This is a genomic window from Polycladomyces abyssicola (genome assembly GCF_018326425.1).
GTDB lineage: Bacteria > Bacillota > Bacilli > Thermoactinomycetales > JIR-001 > Polycladomyces > Polycladomyces abyssicola.
In genome coordinates this window covers 3,176,674-3,197,230 of the sequence record NZ_AP024601.1, presented here as the reverse complement: position 1 = coordinate 3,197,230, position 20,557 = coordinate 3,176,674, and the positions used below count along the sequence as shown (strand labels likewise).

Genomic DNA, 20,557 nt, shown 5'->3' with positions numbered 1-20,557 from the left:
ACAACCTGTGGATAACTTTTTCCACACCTGTGGATAAACACCCACATAGTTATCCACAACTTGTGGATAAAAGGAGTGAGAGCAGGAGTTATCCACTGTGGAAAACATCAATATGATATCAAAAGATCCCAGTAATGACAATGGAGTGGAGAAGAGATATCCACAATCCACAGGGATGTGGACAACAGTTATCCACAGGAGTGGATTTGTGGATAACCCAGGGGTGAACGGTGGATAACTTCACATCGGTGAATGACGAATTATCCACAACGGAGGATCGGTGTTCATAGGAAGTTGTCCACATGTGAATAACAAGGGGGTGTCGGCCCTTGGATTCCTTGACAATCTTTTACCCATCTAGCTATAATGAGAAAGAATGTCGTCGGAAAATCACATCCACATTTGTGGAAAGAATATAGAGGAAGGGAGGAAACCCGGTTTTGGGTGGCGATCGGAGCGCCACCGGGCACTGTGAGATTGGTTTCGCAGTGTCAGCATTATCGGGGGAATGTCATGAAACGGACCTATCAACCGAGCAAACGCAAACGGAAAAACGTGCACGGCTTCCGCAAGCGCATGAGCACGAAAAACGGCCGCAAAGTGCTGCGCAATCGCCGTCGCAAAGGCAGAAAAGTACTGTCTGCGTAAGGCCACCGTCCCAGCGTGGCCTTTTTTCCTATCAAAATGGCCACGGGGTGTTTATTTTCCCGCCACTTCGCCACATAATGGAACTAGCGGCTCACTCCAGGAAGGAGGGGCTATGTTGCAGAAACGATACCGCTTGAAACGGCGAAATGATTTCCGGCGCGTGTTTCGCGCGGGAACATCGGTGGCCAACCGGCAGTTTGTCTTATATGTGTACGATCGCGGCAACGACGAACCGGTGCGCGTGGGCGTGTCGGTCAGTCGCAAGGTGGGAAACGCGGTGACGCGCAACCGGATTCGGCGGCTGGTCAAGGAAGTGGTCCGTCGGTGGGTCGACTGTCTGCCGAATGGCGTGGACCTGATCATCATTGCCCGTGCCCCGGCGGCAAAGATGGATTACCATCAGGTGAAATCCAGTTTGCGTCACGTCTTTTCCCGAGCCAAGTTATTGTCCAAACCGGTCGTTACCGAAAAGGAGCGTGGTGGATCGGGATGAGGACGATCGCATTGTGGCTGATCCGGTTTTACCGCCGGTTTCTCTCCCCGCTGAAACCGCCTACATGCCGTTTTTATCCCACGTGTTCGGCATACGGCTACGAGGCGATCCGAAAGTATGGCGTCATCAAGGGCGGGTGGTTGACGGCGAAGCGGATCGGCAAATGCCATCCCTTTCACCCCGGTGGGTACGATCCGGTGCCGTGACGAATCAAAAACCGCGATAACCGTTCAGATTGACAAGGAGGAATCTCCCTTGCAGGGACGTCGCATACTTACGTTGATTTTGATCGCTGCAATGGTGTTGACCGTTGCCGGTTGTGCTCCCAGCACCACTACCAAGCACAACGTTGATCCAAGCAACAGCTTGTGGGACCGATTTTTGGTTTATCCGCTTACATTGTTAATGGATCACGTCAAAGGGGTGCTGGGTAACTACGGTTGGGCGATTCTGGTGCTGACCGTACTGATCCGTTTGCTGATCCTACCTTTGACGATCAAACAGATGAAGAGTTCCCAGGCGATGCAGAAGCTGCAACCGGAGATCAATCGGCTGCGGGAGAAGTACAAGGACAATCCGCAAAAGCTGCAGGAAGAGACCGTCAAACTGTTCCAGAAACACAACGTCAACCCGATGGCCGGGTGCATGCCTTTATTGATCCAATTGCCGATTCTGATCGCGTTTTATCAGTCGATCATGTATAACCCACATATCCGCAATTCGGATTTTCTGTGGATGCATCTGGGGTCGGCGGACCCGTACTATGTTCTGCCGGTGCTGGCCGGGGTGACCACCTATCTGCAATCGATCCTGATGGGCATGAGCAACAACCCGCAAGCCCGCGTCTTCCTGTTCGTGATGCCGGTCATGATCTTCGTGCTGGCGCTCAGCTTCCCGTCGGCATTGGCGTTGTACTGGGTTTACAGCAACTTGTTCACCATGGTGCAGTATTACTTCATCGGAGATAAATATAAAGTGAAGCGGGAGGGTACGGCCCGTTGAAAAAGGTAATTGTGACGGCGAAGACGGTGGAGGCGGCGATTGAGGAAGCGTTGCGCCAATTGAATACCTCGCGAGACAAGATCCGCGTAACCGTACTGGAGGAGCCCAGCCGAGGTTTCTTCGGTTTGTTCGGCGTGCGCCCCGCCAAAGTGGAAGCGGAGTTTGTCACCACGCCCGTTGATGATGCCGTGCAATTCCTTGAAAATGTCCTCGCGACGATGGGAGTGTCCGCCACGTTGGAGGTGCGGACCGATTCCCGTCCGGTGGTGATCGACATTCGCGGCGACGATCTGGGAATGGTGATCGGGCGTCACGGTCAGACGCTGGATGCGTTGCAATATCTGGTCAATATCGTGGCCAACCGACATCACTCGGGTTATACCCGTATTCAACTGGATGCACAGGGGTATCGTAAGCGGCGGGAGGAATCCCTCCAACATCTGGCTGATCGCATTGCCAAACAGGTGTTGAGAACGGGCAAAGCCGTGGCGTTGGAACCGATGACGCCAATGGAGCGAAAGGTGATTCACACCCATATTCAAAAGTACGACAGGCTTACCACCTACAGCGAGGGGGAGGAACCCCGCCGACGTGTCGTCGTCGCCTTGGCCACCAAAGCGTGACGTTCGTTTCACCCAACTCTCCGTATGGGGAGTTTTTTGTTTATCAGATGATTCCGGGAGATACTATGTATTTGATTGAGGAAAAAGTCCCATCGTGTGCATGCCCGTGGAGATTTGGAGCTTCGGGCAGTTGAGTGTCAAGTCGCTTTTTCGATGTGGTATCCTAACGTTAGTCGATGGTTCGGATATGAGGTGAACAGAGATGGAAAACGATACGATCGCGGCCATCTCCACGCCTGTAGGGGAAGGTGGGATCGCCGTTATCCGGGTGAGCGGCCCGGAGGCGATTCCGATTGTGGATTCGGTCTATCGTGGAAAACGATCGCTGAAAGAAGTGGATTCCCATACTGTACATTATGGTCATATCGTTCATCCGGAGACGGGGGAACGAATCGATGAGGTATTGGTCACCGTGATGCGGGCACCCCGCACGTTTACGCGGGAAGACGTGGTGGAAGTGAGTTGCCACGGCGGGATGGTCCCCGTCCAAAACACCCTGGAAGTCCTGTTGTCGGCCGGAGCACGGCTGGCGGAGCCGGGAGAATTCACCAAACGCGCGTTTTTAAACGGGCGGATCGACTTGTCGCAGGCGGAAGCGGTGATCGACCTGATCCGCGCCAAAACGGACCGGGCGGCCCGGGTCGCCATGCACCAGGCAGAAGGACGATTGTCCAAGATGATCCAGCGCCTGCGCCAAAAAATCATCGAATCGCTGGCCCATCTGGCGGTCAATGTGGATTATCCCGAATACGACGCGGAAGAGATGACGGCTAACATGCTGCTCAAGGAATGCCGCGAGGTGGAGGCGGAAATCGAGCGTCTGCTGCAAACGGCCCGTCAGGGCAAAATTTTACGCGAAGGGATCGCCACAGTGATCGTCGGTCGTCCCAATGTGGGAAAATCGTCGCTGTTGAACGCGCTCACGCATGAAAATAAAGCGATCGTCACCGACATCCCCGGTACGACCCGGGACGTGATCGAAGAATATGTGAACGTACGGGGAGTGCCTTTGCGTCTGATCGACACCGCTGGTATCCGGGAGACGGAGGACGTGGTGGAACGGATTGGTGTGGAGCGTTCCCATCGTGCACTGGAGCAGGCGGATCTGGTCATTTTGGTACTCAATCACAATGAGTCTTTGACCGAGGACGATCGTCGGCTGATCGAACTCATCCGTGAGCAAACCGCCATCGTGATGGTGAATAAAACGGACTTGCCCCGTCGGATCGAATTGGATGAAGTAAAGCGGCTCATCGGTGACAAACCACTTATTACCACGTCGTTGAAGGAAGAGCGGGGAATCGACGATTTGGAGCAAGCGATTGCTGATCTCTTTTTTACCGGCAAAATGGAAGTGGGAGATACGGCCATCGTCAGCAATGCTCGCCACATTCACCTGTTGGAACAGGCCAAGCGAAGTGTTCGGGAAGTGATTGACGGCATTGAATCGGGCATGCCGCTGGATATGGTGGAGATCGATTTGAAAAACGCCTGGCAAGCCTTGGGCGAAATCATCGGTGATGCGGTGGCGGAAGACTTGATTGACCAGATCTTTTCCCAGTTCTGTTTGGGGAAATAAAGGAGGGATGAAAGATGACTTATCGAGCGGGTGAATACGATGTCATCGTGATCGGTGCCGGACATGCCGGATGTGAAGCGGCATTGGCTGCTGCGCGCATGGGTTGCAAAACTCTGTTGTTGACGTTGAGTCTCGATACGATCGCCTACATGCCGTGTAACCCGTCGATCGGCGGACCGGCCAAAGGGCACGTTGTACGCGAAATCGACGCTTTGGGTGGGGAAATGGCGCGCAATATCGACAAAACCCACATTCAGATGCGAATGCTCAATACGGGAAAAGGTCCGGCTGTGTACGCCCTGCGAGCGCAAGCGGACAAGGTGATGTATCAACAGGAGATGAAACGGACGATTGAGAAACAGCCCAATCTCGACCTCCACCAGAACATGGTGGAAAAATTGATCGTGGAAAACGGTGTCTGTCACGGCGTCATCACCCGGACCGGAGCAGAATACCGCGCCAAAGCGGTGGTACTGACGACGGGGACATACCTCCGCGGCAAAATCATCATCGGGGATTTGGCTTACGAAAGTGGCCCTAACAACCAGCAACCGTCGATCAATCTGGCGTATCAATTGCAAGATCTCGGTTTTGAAATGGTTCGGTTCAAAACGGGTACACCTCCGCGGGTGAACAAAAACACAATCGATACGAGTGTGATGGAGGAACAGCCCGGTGACGATGTACCGCGGGCGTTCTCCTATGAAACAACCGAGTACATTACCGACCAGCTTTCGTGTTGGCTGACCTATACCAATGAAAAGACGCATGAATACATCCGAAACAACCTGCACCGGGCTCCGATGTATTCCGGTATGATCGAAGGGCGGGGACCGCGGTACTGCCCGTCGATCGAAGACAAAATCGTCCGTTTTGCGGACAAAAATCGTCACCAGATCTTCTTGGAACCCGAGGGGCGTAACACGCTGGAGATGTACGTGCAGGGGTTGTCCACCAGTTTGCCGGAAGACGTTCAGCTGGCAATTTTGAGGACGATCAACGGTCTGGAAAACGTTGAGATGATGCGGACCGGATACGCGATCGAGTATGATGCGATCGTGCCGACACAGCTGTGGCCTAGCTTGGAGACCAAGTTGGTGGAAAACCTGTTCACTGCCGGACAGATCAATGGTACATCCGGTTACGAGGAAGCCGCAGGGCAGGGAATTATGGCCGGGATCAACGCAGCACGAAAAGTGCAGGGCAAGGAACCGGTCATTTTGGACCGTTCCCAGGCTTATATCGGTGTGCTGATCGATGACCTTGTCACCAAAGGAACGGACGAACCATACCGTCTGCTGACTTCCCGAGCCGAGTACCGGTTGCTGTTGCGACACGACAATGCTGATCTCCGGTTGACGGAGATCGGGTATCGGATCGGCCTGATTCCGGAGGAACGCTATCGCCGTTTTGTCGCCAAAAAGGAAGCGATCGAGCGGGAAATGGCGCGTCTGCGTGAAACCAAGGTGAAACCCACACCGGAAGTACAGGCGATTCTACGGGAAGCCGGTTCCAGCGAGCTGAACAATGCGATCGACCTGGCCAGCCTGATCAAGCGACCGGAACTGACGTACGCCCACATCGCACAAATCTCCCCCGCACCGGAACCGATCGCGCCGGAAGTGGCGGAACAAGTTGAGATTCAACTGAAATACGAGGGCTACATCAAAAAGTCGCTGCAACAAGTGGAGAAAATGAAAAAGATGGAGAACAAGCGGATTCCGGATTGGGTGGACTATGACCAGATTCAAGGCATTTCCTCCGAGGCACGTGAAAAACTGAAAAAGGTACGCCCGCTGTCGTTGGGGCAGGCCTCCCGGATTTCCGGTGTCAACCCCGCCGACATCTCCATCCTGATGGTGCATATCGAACAGGGCGGCAAAGCGCATGCCAAAGCGGAGTGACAGGAAATCAACGGTCTGACGGTCAGGGAACGCGAGACTGTGGACAAAGCGGTTTACCCGCTTGAGTCCGTGATTTCCTGTAGACCGATCAGGCGGCAACGTTTTACCCGTTCCTGCGCCCCCGGTTCCAAGCAGCCTTGCTTTGTTTCCTTGCAGGGCGCAGGTGGAGCGAGTCGGGAAAGCGAAGCGAACGATACGGATCAGACACACCCTGGCAGTCTGCATAAGGAGAGGAGTCGGGAAATCGAATCCTGCAGGACTTCGTCAAAAGTCTGGCCGCGTTTTTCTCATGGGAGGTTGCAATGGATATCAGTCAGTGGTTACGTGAACAAGCAGCATCGTTGGGAATCACATTGACGGACGAACAGTTGGATCAGTTCGCGATGTATTATGAACGGTTGGTGGAAAAAAACCGGGTGATGAACCTGACCGCGATCACGGAACAGGAAGACGTCTACATCAAGCATTTTTATGACTCCCTGCTGTTGGCAGCCGTTGTTCCCATCGATCAAATCAACTCGTTGATCGATGTGGGCACGGGCGCCGGATTCCCGGGCATTCCGCTCAAAATCGCCTTTCCGCACTTGCGGGTGGTGTTATTGGATTCCCTGAACAAACGCGTTTCGTTCCTGGCGGAGTTGGTACGGGAATTGCGGTTGGACAAAGTGGAAACGATCCATGGGCGCGCAGAGGAATGGGGGCGTCGGACAGGATATCGGGAAGCCTTTGATTTGGCCACTGCGCGCGCGGTGGCGAAACTCAATGTGTTGGCCGAATACTGTCTCCCGTTCGTTCATGTGGGTGGCTCCTTCGTTGCCATGAAAGGGCCGGACGTGACCGAGGAACAGCGGGAGGCAAAAACGGCATTGCAGCGATTGGGCGGTGGAGAAATAGCGGATCATCCATTCACGTTGCCCAAAGAAAAAGGAACCCGTCACTTGTTGGTGATCCGCAAGCGGGCGAACACACCGAAAGCATATCCCCGAAAGCCGGGGACGCCCGCCAAACAGCCGATAGTGTAATTCCCGCGAACGACATTCATCAACATTTCCCGGGAAATGTCGAAGTAAAAATGAATCAAGCGGCTGCATCAGCGATGCGAGCCGCTTTTCTTTTTTTCAGTTGAAAAACGAGCCGATCCAAGTGTACATTTCGGGAGGCTTTGAAATAGACGACGGAACCGGGAACAATCATCTTGGGGAGAGCGACCGCTGCTGCTTGGAGATTGGAAAATGAGCGGATTCGTTCCGGGGGCATGCCCTTCATTATGGCGGCCCGTGCGATGGTACGGGCATGGGATCCGACGGTGATCAATTGAGAAATGCCCAGTCTCGCGACCGTATGCCCCACTCTTTGGTGGCCGCGTTCGGTGTATGGCCCCAATTCCAGCAAATTTCCCAAGACGGCGATGGCCGGTCGTGACCCGGCTATTTGTTTCAATACCTTTAGCCCCGCAATCATGGCGGAAGGGTTGGCATTGTAGGCATCATGGATCAGCGTGCTGCCGTTGATCCCGGGTAGCGGTTGCAGTCTGCCGGGAGGGACGGCGTATCTGCTCAATCCTCGCTGAATGAGCGGGGCGGGGATGCCCAGTTTTCGCGCGGCAGCGATGGCAGCCAATGCATTGTAGACGTGGTGTTTGCCCCAGGTGGGAATAAAATAGGGAATCCCGTCTACCCGAAACTGCATGCCGTTGGTTGATCGGATGTGGGTGGCGCGAAGATCGGCCGGTTGGTCGATCCCAATTCGGATGATGTTCCCCTGGAACAGCTGCAGATTGAGTCTTTTGGTGCCGGGATCATCCGCATTGATGATTAGCGTTCCCCTGGGGTGGATTCCCTGGATCAATTGTTGCTTGGACCGAACCAAGTTGTTCAGTGATCCAAAATTTCCGATATGAGCTTCACCAATATTGGTCATAATCCCGATGTGGGGTCGGGCGTATTGGCATTGAACACGCAGGTGTGGAGGGCTTACTTCCAGAACAACGACGCGGTGAAGACTGTTCAGCCGAAACAGATGGGAAGGGAGCGAATACAGCGTATTTTGATTGCCCAACGTCTTCAGAGTGGGATATTTTTGCATGGCGATGGAAGCAAGCATTTCTTTGGTCGTCGTCTTTCCCGCACTGCCGGTGATCGCGATTACTGCTGCGCGGGATTGCTCTCGTTGCCAACGGATCAGTCTCCATAATGCCTTTGTGACATTGGGAACCGTGATCAGCGGATGATGGCGGGGAATCTGTCGTTCACTCCCAAACGGTGCCACTACACCTGAACTTTTTTTGTGTTTCAAAAAAGAGGACGAACTGAAGCGTTTCGGGTCTAAGAAACAGATCAATCCCGGTTGGAGGTGTTTACCGCTCCGGTATACCACACCGCGGATGGTTTCATGTTGGGGACCCCGGAAGATTCGCCCCCCGATGATATCGGCCAGTTGTTTGAAAGGGAGGGGAAACAAAGAGGATTCACCTTCCATCTTTCGATAGTCTCTGGCAGTATATGTACAAACGTAGGGATAAGAAGGGGATACTTGTCTATGGCAAAGAAAAACCGGCTTCTGTGCGGATACGAACCCAATAAAAAAAACACCGCATCGAAGAATGCGGCGTGTTGGCTATATCGCATAGCCGAATACGGTCATCACCCCAAGTTGTTGATCAAGTTGTGCAACCCGCGCAATGCCAACTTACGCTTCTCGATCTGTTGGAATTCCTGCCGTTTGGAGCTATTGGAAAACGGTGTGAACAGATCGTCCCACGAGCTGTATCCGTAGGCGTCTTCGAAATCAATCGAATCGCGTTTGAGCGCATTTTTGGGTGCGCTTTGCTCCAATACTTGCCGTGCGGCATCCTGTTGTAAAAATGATGTGCGTTCCTTTGACTGGATGGGTGGATTGACCATTTTCGGCTTGGGCTTGATGGGAATTTCCGAGCGTTTGAGCGGTGCCGTCTCTCGCGATCCGGCAGGAGACGGGGAATGCACCTGTGGCTTGGCTTCTTTGGTCGGAAGGGACGTTTTTTTCGCTGTGGCGGGTTTTCGTTTTTTCTGTTTTTCCGCTTCCAAATAGGAAATCTGATCATACGATTTTGATTGAGGCCTTGCCGTTCGGGATTCCGGTTGTGTTTCGTTATCCTGCCAGACCAAGGATTCCGACGCCGCAGAAGATGAACGCCAACTGGATGCTTGGGTATCGAAAGTACGGACTCTTCGTCCCGCACGTGAAGGGTCTAGGCGAATCAAATGTTGTTTTGACTTCTTCCGTTGTGATGTATCTGGGTCCTTCTCCTTCTTGGAGTTGGACAATGAAGGGTATCCTGTCCAAATTTCCTCTACCCTGTACAGGGATTCCTTCGGTGCCGCTTCGGACTCATTTGCTGATGCCGGCGTCTCAGGTTTATGCAGTTGTGGGGCGGGAGTCGGCTCTGGATCGACCGGTTTGTCGTTCCAAATGTTCCGGTACCCCATCATCTTTTTGCGCAAGTGTACCTCGCGTTCCCGATAGACAGGTTCGGAAGGACCGGATTCGAGGACGGCTGGTTCCACCGTATCCGCTGGGTTTTCCGTCATTTCGATTGGTTCTGCCAATTTCCTCTCCGTTCGAAGCAGGCCGTGACGACGGACCATTTTTTCACGTATCAATCGTTCCCGTTCCTGGACCACATGATCTTCCGGCAACGTCTTCCTTGAAGATAAGAGTGGTCTGTTTACATAAGCTTGAATAACCCAACCGTTACCTTCTCCCGGTGCGGAAAAAGTTTGTACCTGCATAAAGGGAGATACCGCATCTTTCGGATGTTCAGGCTTCCATTCCTGAACGATTTGAGCGTGTTGTCCCACGTCGGGGGATTGGTACATCATCGAAAACATCGTTCCCGGGTTTGCCGGCATATATAGGACCGAATATCCGTTTTCAGCGACGGTGCGTGCCGCTTTTTGTCCCGCTTGACCGGCTCCAATCACGATCACATGATATTCACCGCCTGTTGGTTGCATGTTGCCTCCTCCTTCGTTGATTCGCTTACCGAACAAGCATTACCTTTGCACAATCCGATCCAATCCAACCTAATCCAATTCAACCCAATCCAATCCATCAGTTCATTCTCACCGATCCGACATCAGTTCGACGGTTTTTTTCGACATTTACTTGCGGTTGAAACGTAGAAGAAACAGCCAATCCCCCAGGTATCCCTGGGGGTGGCGAAATGGGTTTGGAGAGATTAATCGTTGTCGTCGTGGGACAACTGTTCATGAACGGAGGCCGGCACCGTAAATTCTTCCTGAATGGTGGCGGCGGCTTCTTGGATGTTTTCGGTCGGGACGGTACGCGATTTGGATTGCGAGAACTTGCACAGTCCGAAAGCGTTGGCAAACTGTGCTTCGATTCCGTAGTCCTGGGCAAAAATCAATTTGTCTCCAAAACGTTCGCGGTAAAACGGTTTGAAGGGGATGGAGGCACCACCGGTCAGGATGATGTAGGTAATGTCGTCACCGTAATCCAGACGGTGCCATACTTCGTCTACCAGTGCGTTCCCCACTTCGGAAATGCATTTTTGTACAATTTCGGAGACGTCGTACACTTTTCCTTTGAAGCTGATTTCCCCGGATCGGATCACCCGGTTCAGGCTCCAGATCGGGTACTCTTTACCGTTGCCATCCGGGTCCACGTCACGGGTAAACTCAAGAAGGCGTTTAGACAACAGGTGATACACGTTCAACATCGCATGACGGGAAGTGAAGCTTTGGCGTTTGATGATCGTTTCGCCATGCAGGGTTTCAATGTCCGAAGTGCCGAATCCGAGGTCGTTGATGCTCACTTTTTGGATGAAAAGATCCTCGTTCAGCAGTTGACCGTCACGGTCCAATGCGATGTGGAACAGCGTCGCCATCGGCTGGCTGATCACGTAGAGGTTTTCCCGTTTCACTTCAAATTCGATCCGACGGAAGGGGAGATTCCCTTGCTTAATTTCAAAACTGTGTTTGCCAATCAAACGGCGTTTCAATTCCTCTTTGTAGTCGATATAGCTGTCGGTGGGCAGAGCTACCGAGATGATTGGCTCCGTGCTCCCTTGCAACATCAACCCTGTGCTGACACGGAACATAATCAGGTATTCTTTTTCACGGAACCAGGTCGGACTGAACAAACGCCGTTCATGTGAGTCAAACAATTCGTCATCGCCAGATTGTTCGATGGCCAATTTACCGCAGAACCACTCCCGGTCTCCGTCTTTTTCGCGATAAATGATGTTATGTGGATCGTTGTTGTATGTAATTTCCCCGACCCGGTTGGGTACCACCATGTTGCGGATAAAGAGTTTGTAGAACTTGTCTCCTTGCCGACTCACTACTTTGGTGCCGTAATAACCCTGGTCATTCCCGATATATACCGGTGTGCTCATAAGGTCTCCTCCCATAATAGAAAGAAAAATTCCTATAATCGATTCTATCAATCAGGATAGACGAGGGTCAACTGAGTTTGAAGACAAATCAATGAATGAGATCGCGTGTATTTTCGGAATGTTCCACGTGAAACATTCGGTCACGAACCCATGGCATTCCCTGTGTGTCTGACCATTCCGTAAGGGGGCAATGTTTTCCCAGGCTAGCGAAGACTCGGGATGTGCTGGATTGAAATCCCGGGCAATTCCCTCTAAGTGAAGCGTACTTTGCCCGCGTCCAGCGCTGACCGGGTCGGAGTAGTCATCATCTGCTTTTCCTGCAGAGCGAAGGTGGAGCAAGTCGGGAAAGCAATGTGAACAGACTTCACCAGACACGCCCCAGAGGGAATTGCTCACGGGTTTTTTCAGTTCTTCGCTCATCCAGGAAATCACACCCAAAAGTCCGCCACTCCGAGAAAAGGATCCATCGAAATCAATCGGGATTTGTCAAGCAGGGGGACGGCGTTGGATCTCGAATACAAAGATAGTAGCCCTTCGGCAAGTTTATGAGTTGAATCTAGGTGGTGTTCAACGAAATGAGAGATCCTTTCTCTCGCTTGTTCGGTTTGGTAGACAAAGAGGAACAGGAAGAAGTCAAACAAATTCCCGTTAATACGATTCATCCCAGTCCGTATCAACCGCGTGCGATTTTTGACGACGAAAGGATCGACGAGTTGTGCCAAACCATTCAAACCCACGGGGTGATTCAACCCGTAGTGGTCCGGCGGATCAAAAACGGTTATGAGCTGATCGCCGGGGAACGCCGTTGGCGGGCGGTGAAAAAGCTGGGCATGCGGACAATCCCCGCCATCGTCAGGGAGATGAGCGATGCACAGGCGGCATCGGTATCTCTCATCGAAAACCTGCAACGGGAAGGGTTGACGGTGATCGAGGAGGCGATGGCCTATCAAAAGTTGATTGAGCTGCATGGCCTCACACAGGAAAGTCTGGCACAGCGTTTGGGGAAAGGGCAGTCCACAATCGCCAATAAATTGCGCCTGTTGCAGTTGCCGGAACAAGTGAAAGATGCGTTGCTCAAGAGAAAGGTAACCGAACGGCATGCCCGTGCGCTGTTGGCATTGCGGGATGAAGAAATGCAGGTTCGTTTGTTGCAGGAGATCATCGAAAAAGAATGGAATGTCAAGCAAACGGAAGAGCGTGTGAAAAAGTTGTTGGAAAAGGAGAATCCCCCCAAAAAACCCCGCAAACGGGCCGTATCACGGGATGTACGGATTGCACTGAACACCATTCGTCAATCGTTGGATATGGTCAAGCAAACCGGGATGACCGTCCTGGCCGACGAGAACGACACCGAGCATTACTACGAGTTGGTAATTCGAATTCCCAAGGGAGGACGGAAGTAAAGTTCACTTGATCACGGGAAAGAAAGGGTGTTACATAAAAGAGGAAGGAACCAGCGCGATGAGTACAACGGCGCAAAAAGAGGTGAAACCATGGGGAGAATCATCGCGATAGCCAACCAAAAAGGGGGAGTCGGTAAGACGACGACATCGATCAACCTGGGTGCGGGGCTGGCAATGGCAGGAAAACGAGTGTTGATCATTGATATTGATCCGCAGGGAAATACAACCAGCGGGTTGGGGATCAATAAAGCCGATGTCAAGCATTGCATCTACGACGTGTTGATCAATGATGTCCCACCGGCTGATGTGATCCGCTCCACCGCGATCAAAGGACTACATGTGTTGCCGGCCACGATTCAGTTGGCCGGTGCGGAAATCGAGCTGGTACAAGTGATCTCGCGAGAGCTGCGTTTGAAACGGGCATTGCAGCAAGTGCGGGAGCAATATGATTATCTGTTGATCGACTGTCCGCCGTCTCTCGGGGTTTTAACGGTCAATTCCCTGACGGCCGCCGATTCTGTACTGATCCCGATCCAATGCGAATATTACGCATTGGAAGGATTGGGGCAACTGCTTAACACGATCCGCATCGTTCAGAAACACCTGAACAAGCATTTGGAGATCGAAGGGGTGTTGCTGACGATGTTTGACAGTCGAACCAATTTATCCGTTCAAGTGATGGAAGAAGTGAAGAAATATTTTCAGCATAAAGTGTATAATGTGGTCATCCCGCGTAATGTGCGGGTAAGTGAAGCACCCAGTCACGGGAAACCGATCGTTACATACGATCCACGCTCCAAAGGGGCGGAGTGTTACATTCAGTTGGCAAAGGAAGTGATCGGACGTGAGCGGTAAACGTTTGGGAAAGGGGTTGGGAGCGCTATTACCGGACATTGATGTCCAGGAATCCGATGCGGTCAATGAAGTGCCGTTGGAGGAGTTGCGACCCAATCCCTATCAACCGCGCAAACATTTTGATCCCGAAGCATTGCAGGAGTTGGTTTCCTCGATTAAGGAGCACGGCATCGTTCAACCGATTGTCGTGCGCAAAAGCATTCGAGGGTATGAAATCGTAGCGGGCGAACGGCGTTTTCGTGCAGCGAAAGAAGCAGGATTAAGCAAAGTTCCCGTGGTGGTCCGCGAGTTTTCTGATGATCGGATGATGGAGATCGCTCTGATCGAGAACTTACAGCGGGAGGATTTGAATCCCCTGGAAGTGGCAATGGCATATCAGAAATTGATGACTCATTTTTCACTGACACAGGAAGAACTGGCAGCCAGGGTAGGGAAAAGCCGTCCGCACGTGACCAACTTCCTGCGGCTGTTGCAATTGCCACCTGAGATTCAAGAGGATGTTTCACGTGGAACATTGTCCATGGGTCACGCACGGGCTTTGTTGGGTTTGAAAGACAGGGATCTGCAGAAAAAACTGGCCGAAAAGGTGAAAAAGGAAGGGGCCAGTGTACGACAGCTGGAAGAATGGGTGCAAAACGTTCAACAGGTAAAGCCGAAAAAGAAAAAAGAAAAACCAGAGTTCCAATCCCCGTACAAGCGTTATGAGGAACTGTTACGGGAATCGTTGAACACGCCCGTTCGGATCCGGCAGGGGAAACGGAAGGGTAAAATCGAGATTGAATATTATTCGGAACGGGAGCTGGAGCGACTGATCGAATTCCTGCAAGGCGAATCATGGGAAGATTGAATCAGGGTGATGGTCCCTAGAGAGTAGGAGCTATTCGTTATCTGCGGGTAACCTTAAAAAGGTCATCCAGGCGGCGTGAGGTAGCGGATTTCCGGTTCTAAAGATGGACTGGATACAACCTACAATGGCGGATATCAAGCAGAGCGGGAACCGACTTTTGACCAGTCATTGTATAATGAAATGAGGGGTCATCGGCAGTGGGAGTGGTGGGAAATGATTTATCTGGATAACGCCGCCACGACTTGGCCGAAACCTGAAGGGGTTTCGCAGGCGGTAAAAGATTGCATCGATATGCTGGGTGCCAATCCCGGCAGAGGGGGGCACCGGCTGTCGGTACAGGCGGGAGAAGTGTTGGCCAAAGCCCGCCGATCCTTAGCTGATTTGTTTGGGATTCGGGACCCGCAGAACCTGTTTTTTTACGCAAATGCGACGCAAGCGATCAATCAAGCGCTAAAAGGTTTGCTTCAACCGGGGGATCATGTGGTGATCTCCCCCTGGGAGCATAACGCGATGGCGCGTCCGTTGGAGACGCTGAAAAAGGAATGTGGGATACGTGTCACAGTCGTGCCACCCTCCCCACAGGGAACGGTGGATCCGCTTGCGGTGGAAGAAGCATTGACACCGGATACGCGTTTGATCGCGATGACACATGGCTCCAATGTGACCGGCGCCGTCCTGCCCATCGAAGAGATCGGTGCCATTGCCGCCAAACACGGCGTGCTTCTTTTGGTGGATGCAGCACAAACAGCGGGTGTGCTGCCCATCGACGTGGAAACGATGAACATCGATCTGTTGGCTTTTCCCGGCCATAAGGGATTGTTTGGGCCGCAGGGAACGGGGGGTTTGTACGTGCATCCCGATGTCAAGTTGGAACCTTGGATTCAGGGCGGGACAGGCAGTCGTTCCGAATCGTTGGATCACCCTTCAGCCCGTCCGGACGGATTTGAGAGCGGAACGCCTAACACACCCGGGATCGCCGGATTGGAGGCCGGGGTACGTTTTGTCACCCAAACCGGCTTGGACACCATTCACCGCAAGGAGATGGCCTTGAACGATCGATTGCGGTCGGGCTTACAAGAAATGGACGGGGTCAGGGTATACGGCCCGGAAGATTCCTCATTACCGGTTACCTCCTTCAATTTGGAAGGGGTGGACAGTTTGACGGTGGCTGGTATCTTGGATCAACATTTCGAAATCGCCGTCCGTGCGGGATTTCATTGTGCGGCATTGGCACACCGCAGTTTGGGAACGGATAAAACCGGAACGGTCCGTGTCAGCCCAGGATACTTCAACTGTGAGAAGGAGATCGATGACCTGCTGGCGGCACTTCGGGAGATCCGAGAGGTGTTGTTGTAAATGAGCATCAACGATGATTTTTCTTGAGAAATGGAAAGGGAATGACAGGAGGATTTCACCATGCTGGAACGTTGGATCGGGTGGATTCATCAGGATCCTGCCACATGGATCATGGGTGTATTGATTGGACAAGTGGTATTGTTCCTTTTATTGTTGATAGGATGGATTCGTTTGTCACTTCAAAAGCGCAGATGGCGTAAACTGTCCCGTTATTTCCAACAGACCGATTCTATTTCTGGCCTGTTGGAATCCGGTGAGATGGATGCGGAACAGTTGCTGCTCTATCTCAAACGGATCGATCAGACACTCGCTTCTCTCAAGGGACGTATGGGATTGGTACGTTATAATGCCATAGGAGAGAGTGCGACCGACATGAGCTTTTCGTTGGCCATGTTGGATGAACAGGGAAACGGTGTGGTGATCAGCAGTTTATTCAACCGTCATAATCCGTCCTATATTTACGCGAAGCCGATCGTAGAAGGGGAGTCCTCTTATCCACTTTCTTCCGAAGAGCGACAAGCAATCCATCGTGCGCTCAATGGAAATCAAGATGGAGACACCACTGTGTTAACAGGAAAAAAAGTCAACGATGGAAAATGAGGATCAAAGGAAAAACCATCTGTACCCGTCTGGTGAAGGGTACAGATGGTTTTTTAACAACAGTTCCAAATCACGAACCACATGACGGGCCAAAGCGTATATATCAGGTTATTGACATAGTCCGCGGGCTCCGATTCCCCGTCTCCGCTCCGTACTAACAGCTAGAGTCGCTCGACGGGAAATTCGGACCCGCTACCCGATTAGAGGGTAGCCGTTTTCCCACGAGCGACCTTTGAGCTAGCGAAACAGGAGCGAGAGGGAAAATGGCGCACCCGGAAGCGCGAGTGGTTCAACACTTTGTCAGCAGTCTCATATATGTTTCTCTTTTTGATGATTGAGGCCCAGATGGTGATGGATGAGACAGTCCACAATTTCGTTGACAGAGCCGGCCCAATATTATTCCATTTGGGTTCAACGAGGCAAGGTGTGGTATTGACGCACGGCCAACTGTACTGCATCGGCGATCACTTCCGCCATTTTCATGACGACACCCAATCGAGTGTTTTGTAAAACGAAATATTCCATAAATCCAGCTACATTGACTATTCCCGTAACATGCACTTGGCCTACTTCGGGAAGATTTTTGTTCACTCCTGCACCAGGCTTTAACGGTCCCAAACCCAATTGAATCCATCCGACACTTTTCAATTGTCCCAAACAGGCGTCCACGGCGATGATGAACGGATGATGCAGCTCCTGATGGATGCGGTACAGTGTGGAACGCAGATTGACGGCATGAACAGGCTCGTCCAATGTACCGAAAATATGCAGGGAAGGTGGTGCGTGTTTCTCTAATAACGTTCCGACCAGCGGACCGAGCGCATCCCCGGTGGATCGGTCGGTTCCAATACAAACGCAAGCCAAATGGGTGAATGATCCGCTTGTGCGCAGGACTTGATGCAACCGCTCAGCGCATTCCTGTGCGGCATAAGGCTGTGTGTACTGTACGCGATACGGATAGGAGTAAGGTGATCCGGGTCTGGGAACCAGCTCGCGCATGGCAGTCGACCTCCGATATTTTTGATCCTTACCAGTATACGGATTAGAAGGTTGAAATATACATATAGGGACAACCCGCGACAAGCCTGGGAGGCGATTGGTGTGTGGGCATCTGTTTGGCGCTCAGTCAAAATCAGCATGACCATTGTAGGTACGACGATTGGCGCGGGTTTTGCGTCGGGTCGAGAAATATGGGAATTTTTCGGCGCTTACGGTGATAACAGCAGGTGGGGGATCGTATTGTCCATGGTATTGTTTTTTTTGGCCACTGTAACGATGCTTCAAATCTGTTGGTATCGCCGGACCCAGCATTACTCGGAAATGTTGATGCAATTGATGGATGGCCGGCTAGCCCGTTTTTTTGACGGGGTGATTCTGTTGTTTTTGTTGACTGGGACATTGGTGATGGTGGCGGGGAGTGGTGCGACGTTTGAGCAATGGAACGGATCTTACATACTTGGCGGATTGGTGCTGTGTACAGCCGTTTTTTTGGTGCTGTTGTTTGATCTGCGAGGGGTGATGACGGTCAATGCGCTACTGATGCCGGTTTTGACCCTTATCTTGCTGTTGGTGTGCAGTCACTTTCTGCAAACCGATGCCAAGGAGCCGGTGTCGGTTTGGCATCTGTCCACCATTACTCACCAAACCCCGTTATGGTCGTCGGCGATTACCTATGCGGCGTTTAACATCATTTCATTGTTGGCGGTATTATCCACGTTGGGGTCGGAAATTCGCCGCTCATCGGAAATTTGGCTCGCTGCTGTCATTAGTTCGGTTTGCCTGGGAGCAGTGGCGTATCTGTACAATATGGCTCTGCTTCAAGTGGCGCATTTGGTCCCTCAGTATGATATTCCCCTGTTTGCCTTGATGCGCCACTATTCCCCATGGTGGATGGGAGTGGTTTCCCTGGTGCTGTGGCTGGCCATTTTCACAACCGCCGTCAGCAATGTGCATGGTTTAATCTCTCGCTTGTCCGATCGGCTTCCGTTGCCCCGCTGGATGATCGGGGCGATGGTCTTAATCGTGATGATCCCGCTCAGCCGCCTGGGTTTTGCCGCCTTGATCCACATTTTGTATCCTTTGTATGGTGTATTGAATCTGTTTATTTTAATGATATTGCTGTTGCATCCGATCCGGCAACGGTTGATTTGATGCCGACGGGTGCCGGAAACAAAAAAAGACCGGTTCCTTCTGCCATGGGGCACAGGAATACGGTCCCGTTCCGTAGGGTTTCGGTAATATGTATCAGTCCTTGCAATCGATCAAGCCGATCCATCGAACCCATACTCACTTGATTACCCATTGCGGCTGAGGGTGGCCGATGATTGCGGAAAAATCGGGGGTTCTTTTTTTGTTGCCCTTTGGTTCCACCTTGATTCCCATCCGTTTGAGCCGCTCGACAATCATCTGCTCCCGCTGTTTGTCCAGCTCGCCGCGCTCCATGCGCTTGTCCCCCTTTTAATCGCTCTCACCATTATTATACGTGATTTGCTCCGCTTGGTGCATCTCCTGGGCAAATGCATGTGACAGCTTTTCGAAGTGCTCGGAGTGGTTTTCCTCTGCCAGGATGTCCGGGCTCAGTGTGAGCAAGAAAACATAATTCCCGCCTTTGATGCGGATGGTTTTGGTTAAATATACTCGTCCCTGCTTGTCGCTATTCCCATCATGCAAAAACGTGTAAAACCGGTCTTTCATCATGATACCCCGTAAAATACCGGTTCGCTTTCGGGTGTTGATTTTCCTTCTGGTTTCGGGATCGATAAACAGATCGAAATTGATTTTGGTCTCCAGGAGGTCGAGTGCGAGCTGGACGAATGCATACCGGATGGCCGTGCGATCGTCGATGCCATCCTTTCCTTCAATCTCCGGTTGATACTGCTGGATAAAATCCAACAGCGGATCAAAACGGTCTACTTCAAATGCCCGTACCGCCTGCTCAAATTGCTGGAACAACCGCGTGTCCACCTCATAGTATGCCTGCACCATCGCATTGAGGTCGATGTTTTCCCATACATAACCGTCCAAGTGGTTGATTTTGAAGACCACTTTCCGCCTTTCCCGCTTGACGGTGTATTCGTACAACTGGACGGCGAGCACGTACGGTTCGTTACGGGTGAACCGTTTCATGGCATGCAACAGACGCGCCCGCCATTTGAAATCCTTCAGCTCGTCATAGGCCTGCAGCAACATGCGGGCGTTGTCTGCCAAATCCTCCTTATATTCGCGGATTTGCTCGCGAAAATAGATATAAACAGACGAAAACAGCAGTGCCACGATGATGATTGGCAGTTTCCATTTAAAGATGAAGGCAAAATACCGATCGTACAGTGTTTGGGAATCATTTTCCGTCCACAAGTTGATCAGGAATGCAAAAACGGCGATGAAGGTAATCTCCGCCGGCACTTTAAGGCTTTTCCGTTTCATGCACCACTTCCCCTTTTTTCCTTCCCGACGGCTGCCAAATTCTACCCAATCTGCGGATCATGAGCCGGATCCTATACGCAAAAAACAAGAGGTTCGCCCATGATTGATCATGATTGAAATGGGGAATCTCCTTTTAATATTCTATCATTTCTAAATTGTAGCATCCACGCAGAGAAATCCGGTCGTTGACCGGTTTTTTCATATTCTACAGACGTGTTCTTCCAACGAAATCTTGGGTGCGCCAAATACGAAAAGTGAAATCTGCTTCCCGTCCAAACCCGGGCCGGAGAGTCTCAGTCTGATACAACCTTTTGGACCAGAATATGACTTCGAACAAGAGTGGCTTCATATTTCGGGAATCATTTCACATATCCAGCTGCTTGAGCGCGTCTGGTAAATCCGTGAAGGAGCAAATACTTTCCCAGG

General features: G+C 51.8%; 20 protein-coding genes. 14 read left to right on the top strand and 6 right to left on the bottom strand.

Annotated features, from left to right (window positions below; all coding sequences use genetic code 11):
- Positions 1-513: 513 nt before the first annotated feature.
- The 8 genes from rpmH to rsmG all read left to right on the top strand — a co-directional run bounded on the left by rpmH (position 514) and on the right by rsmG (position 7,271).
- Positions 514-648 (top strand): 50S ribosomal protein L34, encoded by a 135-nt coding sequence (gene rpmH / locus KI215_RS15830; RefSeq protein ID WP_205492374.1) that lies wholly within the window; start codon positions 514-516, stop codon positions 646-648.
- Positions 649-763: 115 nt separating this feature from the next.
- Complete coding sequence (gene rnpA, locus KI215_RS15825; RefSeq protein ID WP_212773631.1) at positions 764-1,141, top strand: ribonuclease P protein component; 378 nt, start codon at positions 764-766, stop codon at positions 1,139-1,141.
- The gene (gene yidD, locus KI215_RS15820) at positions 1,138-1,347 is read left to right on the top strand and encodes a membrane protein insertion efficiency factor YidD (protein ID WP_205492336.1); all 210 of its coding nucleotides are present in this window, start codon (positions 1,138-1,140) and stop codon (positions 1,345-1,347) included. Before rnpA ends, yidD begins: the two co-directional genes overlap by 4 nt.
- Before the next feature lie 91 nt (positions 1,348-1,438).
- Positions 1,439-2,143 (top strand): YidC/Oxa1 family membrane protein insertase, encoded by a 705-nt coding sequence (locus KI215_RS15815; RefSeq protein ID WP_212775247.1) that lies wholly within the window; start codon positions 1,439-1,441, stop codon positions 2,141-2,143.
- On the top strand, positions 2,140-2,766 hold the full coding sequence (gene jag, locus KI215_RS15810; protein ID WP_212773630.1) for an RNA-binding cell elongation regulator Jag/EloR: 627 nt from the start codon (positions 2,140-2,142) through the stop codon (positions 2,764-2,766). The genes KI215_RS15815 and jag overlap by 4 nt, the downstream gene beginning before the upstream one ends.
- 202 nt (positions 2,767-2,968) lie before the next feature.
- Positions 2,969-4,345 (top strand): tRNA uridine-5-carboxymethylaminomethyl(34) synthesis GTPase MnmE, encoded by a 1,377-nt coding sequence (gene mnmE / locus KI215_RS15805; protein ID WP_212773629.1) that lies wholly within the window; start codon positions 2,969-2,971, stop codon positions 4,343-4,345.
- Positions 4,346-4,359: 14 nt separating this feature from the next.
- Positions 4,360-6,249 carry a tRNA uridine-5-carboxymethylaminomethyl(34) synthesis enzyme MnmG gene (gene mnmG / locus KI215_RS15800; protein WP_212773628.1) on the top strand — a complete coding sequence of 630 codons (1,890 nt, stop codon included), beginning with the start codon at positions 4,360-4,362 and terminating at the stop codon, positions 6,247-6,249.
- 302 nt (positions 6,250-6,551) lie between these two features.
- Complete coding sequence (gene rsmG / locus KI215_RS15795) at positions 6,552-7,271, top strand: 16S rRNA (guanine(527)-N(7))-methyltransferase RsmG (RefSeq protein WP_212773627.1); 720 nt, start codon at positions 6,552-6,554, stop codon at positions 7,269-7,271.
- Positions 7,272-7,326: 55 nt separating this feature from the next.
- Here rsmG and KI215_RS15790 read toward each other — a convergent pair whose 3' ends face one another.
- The 3 genes from KI215_RS15790 to KI215_RS15780 all read right to left on the bottom strand — a co-directional run bounded on the left by KI215_RS15790 (position 7,327) and on the right by KI215_RS15780 (position 11,647).
- Positions 7,327-8,709, bottom strand: coding sequence for a UDP-N-acetylmuramoyl-tripeptide--D-alanyl-D-alanine ligase (locus KI215_RS15790; RefSeq protein WP_212773626.1), 1,383 nt, complete (start codon positions 8,707-8,709; stop codon positions 7,327-7,329).
- Positions 8,710-8,891: 182 nt separating this feature from the next.
- Positions 8,892-10,244 carry a hypothetical protein gene (locus KI215_RS15785; RefSeq protein ID WP_212773625.1) on the bottom strand — a complete coding sequence of 451 codons (1,353 nt, stop codon included), beginning with the start codon at positions 10,242-10,244 and terminating at the stop codon, positions 8,892-8,894.
- 224 nt (positions 10,245-10,468) lie between these two features.
- Positions 10,469-11,647 carry a ParM/StbA family protein gene (locus KI215_RS15780; RefSeq protein ID WP_212773624.1) on the bottom strand — a complete coding sequence of 393 codons (1,179 nt, stop codon included), beginning with the start codon at positions 11,645-11,647 and terminating at the stop codon, positions 10,469-10,471.
- A gap of 575 nt (positions 11,648-12,222) precedes the next feature.
- Between KI215_RS15780 and noc the strand changes: the two genes are divergently transcribed.
- The 5 genes from noc to KI215_RS15755 all read left to right on the top strand — a co-directional run bounded on the left by noc (position 12,223) and on the right by KI215_RS15755 (position 16,708).
- Complete coding sequence (gene noc, locus KI215_RS15775) at positions 12,223-13,050, top strand: nucleoid occlusion protein (RefSeq protein WP_212773623.1); 828 nt, start codon at positions 12,223-12,225, stop codon at positions 13,048-13,050.
- A gap of 90 nt (positions 13,051-13,140) precedes the next feature.
- Positions 13,141-13,905 carry a ParA family protein gene (locus tag KI215_RS15770; protein WP_212773622.1) on the top strand — a complete coding sequence of 255 codons (765 nt, stop codon included), beginning with the start codon at positions 13,141-13,143 and terminating at the stop codon, positions 13,903-13,905.
- The gene (locus KI215_RS15765) at positions 13,895-14,752 is read left to right on the top strand and encodes a ParB/RepB/Spo0J family partition protein (RefSeq protein WP_212773621.1); all 858 of its coding nucleotides are present in this window, start codon (positions 13,895-13,897) and stop codon (positions 14,750-14,752) included. The genes KI215_RS15770 and KI215_RS15765 overlap by 11 nt, the downstream gene beginning before the upstream one ends.
- A gap of 213 nt (positions 14,753-14,965) precedes the next feature.
- A complete protein-coding gene (locus KI215_RS15760; protein ID WP_212773620.1) occupies positions 14,966-16,108 on the top strand; it encodes an aminotransferase class V-fold PLP-dependent enzyme in 1,143 nt (380 codons plus the stop codon).
- Positions 16,109-16,168: 60 nt separating this feature from the next.
- Positions 16,169-16,708 (top strand): DUF4446 family protein, encoded by a 540-nt coding sequence (locus KI215_RS15755; protein ID WP_212773619.1) that lies wholly within the window; start codon positions 16,169-16,171, stop codon positions 16,706-16,708.
- Positions 16,709-17,119: 411 nt separating this feature from the next.
- On the opposite strand, the gene yyaC is transcribed toward KI215_RS15755, so the two are convergent.
- Positions 17,120-17,707, bottom strand: coding sequence for a spore protease YyaC (gene yyaC / locus KI215_RS15750; protein ID WP_212773618.1), 588 nt, complete (start codon positions 17,705-17,707; stop codon positions 17,120-17,122).
- A gap of 102 nt (positions 17,708-17,809) precedes the next feature.
- Between yyaC and KI215_RS15745 the strand changes: the two genes are divergently transcribed.
- Positions 17,810-18,859 carry a YkvI family membrane protein gene (locus tag KI215_RS15745; RefSeq protein ID WP_212773617.1) on the top strand — a complete coding sequence of 350 codons (1,050 nt, stop codon included), beginning with the start codon at positions 17,810-17,812 and terminating at the stop codon, positions 18,857-18,859.
- 135 nt (positions 18,860-18,994) lie between these two features.
- Here KI215_RS15745 and KI215_RS15740 read toward each other — a convergent pair whose 3' ends face one another.
- The gene (locus tag KI215_RS15740) at positions 18,995-19,150 is read right to left on the bottom strand and encodes a hypothetical protein (RefSeq protein ID WP_212773616.1); all 156 of its coding nucleotides are present in this window, start codon (positions 19,148-19,150) and stop codon (positions 18,995-18,997) included.
- A 15-nt stretch (positions 19,151-19,165) separates the two neighbouring features.
- Positions 19,166-20,131 carry a hypothetical protein gene (locus tag KI215_RS15735; protein ID WP_212773615.1) on the bottom strand — a complete coding sequence of 322 codons (966 nt, stop codon included), beginning with the start codon at positions 20,129-20,131 and terminating at the stop codon, positions 19,166-19,168.
- Positions 20,132-20,557: the final 426 nt, after the last annotated feature.

Bases quoted from the DNA above. Each gene is read 5' to 3' on its own strand.
- mnmE (WP_212773629.1), top strand. From the start codon at position 2,969: ATGGAAAACGATACGATCGCGGCCATCTCCACGCCTGTAGGGGAAGGT.
- KI215_RS15760 (WP_212773620.1), top strand. From the start codon at position 14,966: ATGATTTATCTGGATAACGCCGCCACGACTTGGCCGAAACCTGAAGGG.
- rsmG (WP_212773627.1), top strand. From the start codon at position 6,552: ATGGATATCAGTCAGTGGTTACGTGAACAAGCAGCATCGTTGGGAATC.
- KI215_RS15780 (WP_212773624.1), bottom strand. From the start codon at position 11,647: ATGAGCACACCGGTATATATCGGGAATGACCAGGGTTATTACGGCACC.
- KI215_RS15815 (WP_212775247.1), top strand. From the start codon at position 1,439: ATGGTGTTGACCGTTGCCGGTTGTGCTCCCAGCACCACTACCAAGCAC.
- KI215_RS15755 (WP_212773619.1), top strand. From the start codon at position 16,169: ATGCTGGAACGTTGGATCGGGTGGATTCATCAGGATCCTGCCACATGG.
- noc (WP_212773623.1), top strand. From the start codon at position 12,223: ATGAGAGATCCTTTCTCTCGCTTGTTCGGTTTGGTAGACAAAGAGGAA.
- KI215_RS15740 (WP_212773616.1), bottom strand. From the start codon at position 19,150: ATGGAGCGCGGCGAGCTGGACAAACAGCGGGAGCAGATGATTGTCGAG.
- KI215_RS15735 (WP_212773615.1), bottom strand. From the start codon at position 20,131: ATGAAACGGAAAAGCCTTAAAGTGCCGGCGGAGATTACCTTCATCGCC.
- KI215_RS15785 (WP_212773625.1), bottom strand. From the start codon at position 10,244: ATGCAACCAACAGGCGGTGAATATCATGTGATCGTGATTGGAGCCGGT.
- rpmH (WP_205492374.1), top strand. From the start codon at position 514: ATGAAACGGACCTATCAACCGAGCAAACGCAAACGGAAAAACGTGCAC.
- yyaC (WP_212773618.1), bottom strand. From the start codon at position 17,707: ATGCGCGAGCTGGTTCCCAGACCCGGATCACCTTACTCCTATCCGTAT.
- yidD (WP_205492336.1), top strand. From the start codon at position 1,138: ATGAGGACGATCGCATTGTGGCTGATCCGGTTTTACCGCCGGTTTCTC.
- mnmG (WP_212773628.1), top strand. From the start codon at position 4,360: ATGACTTATCGAGCGGGTGAATACGATGTCATCGTGATCGGTGCCGGA.
- KI215_RS15770 (WP_212773622.1), top strand. From the start codon at position 13,141: ATGGGGAGAATCATCGCGATAGCCAACCAAAAAGGGGGAGTCGGTAAG.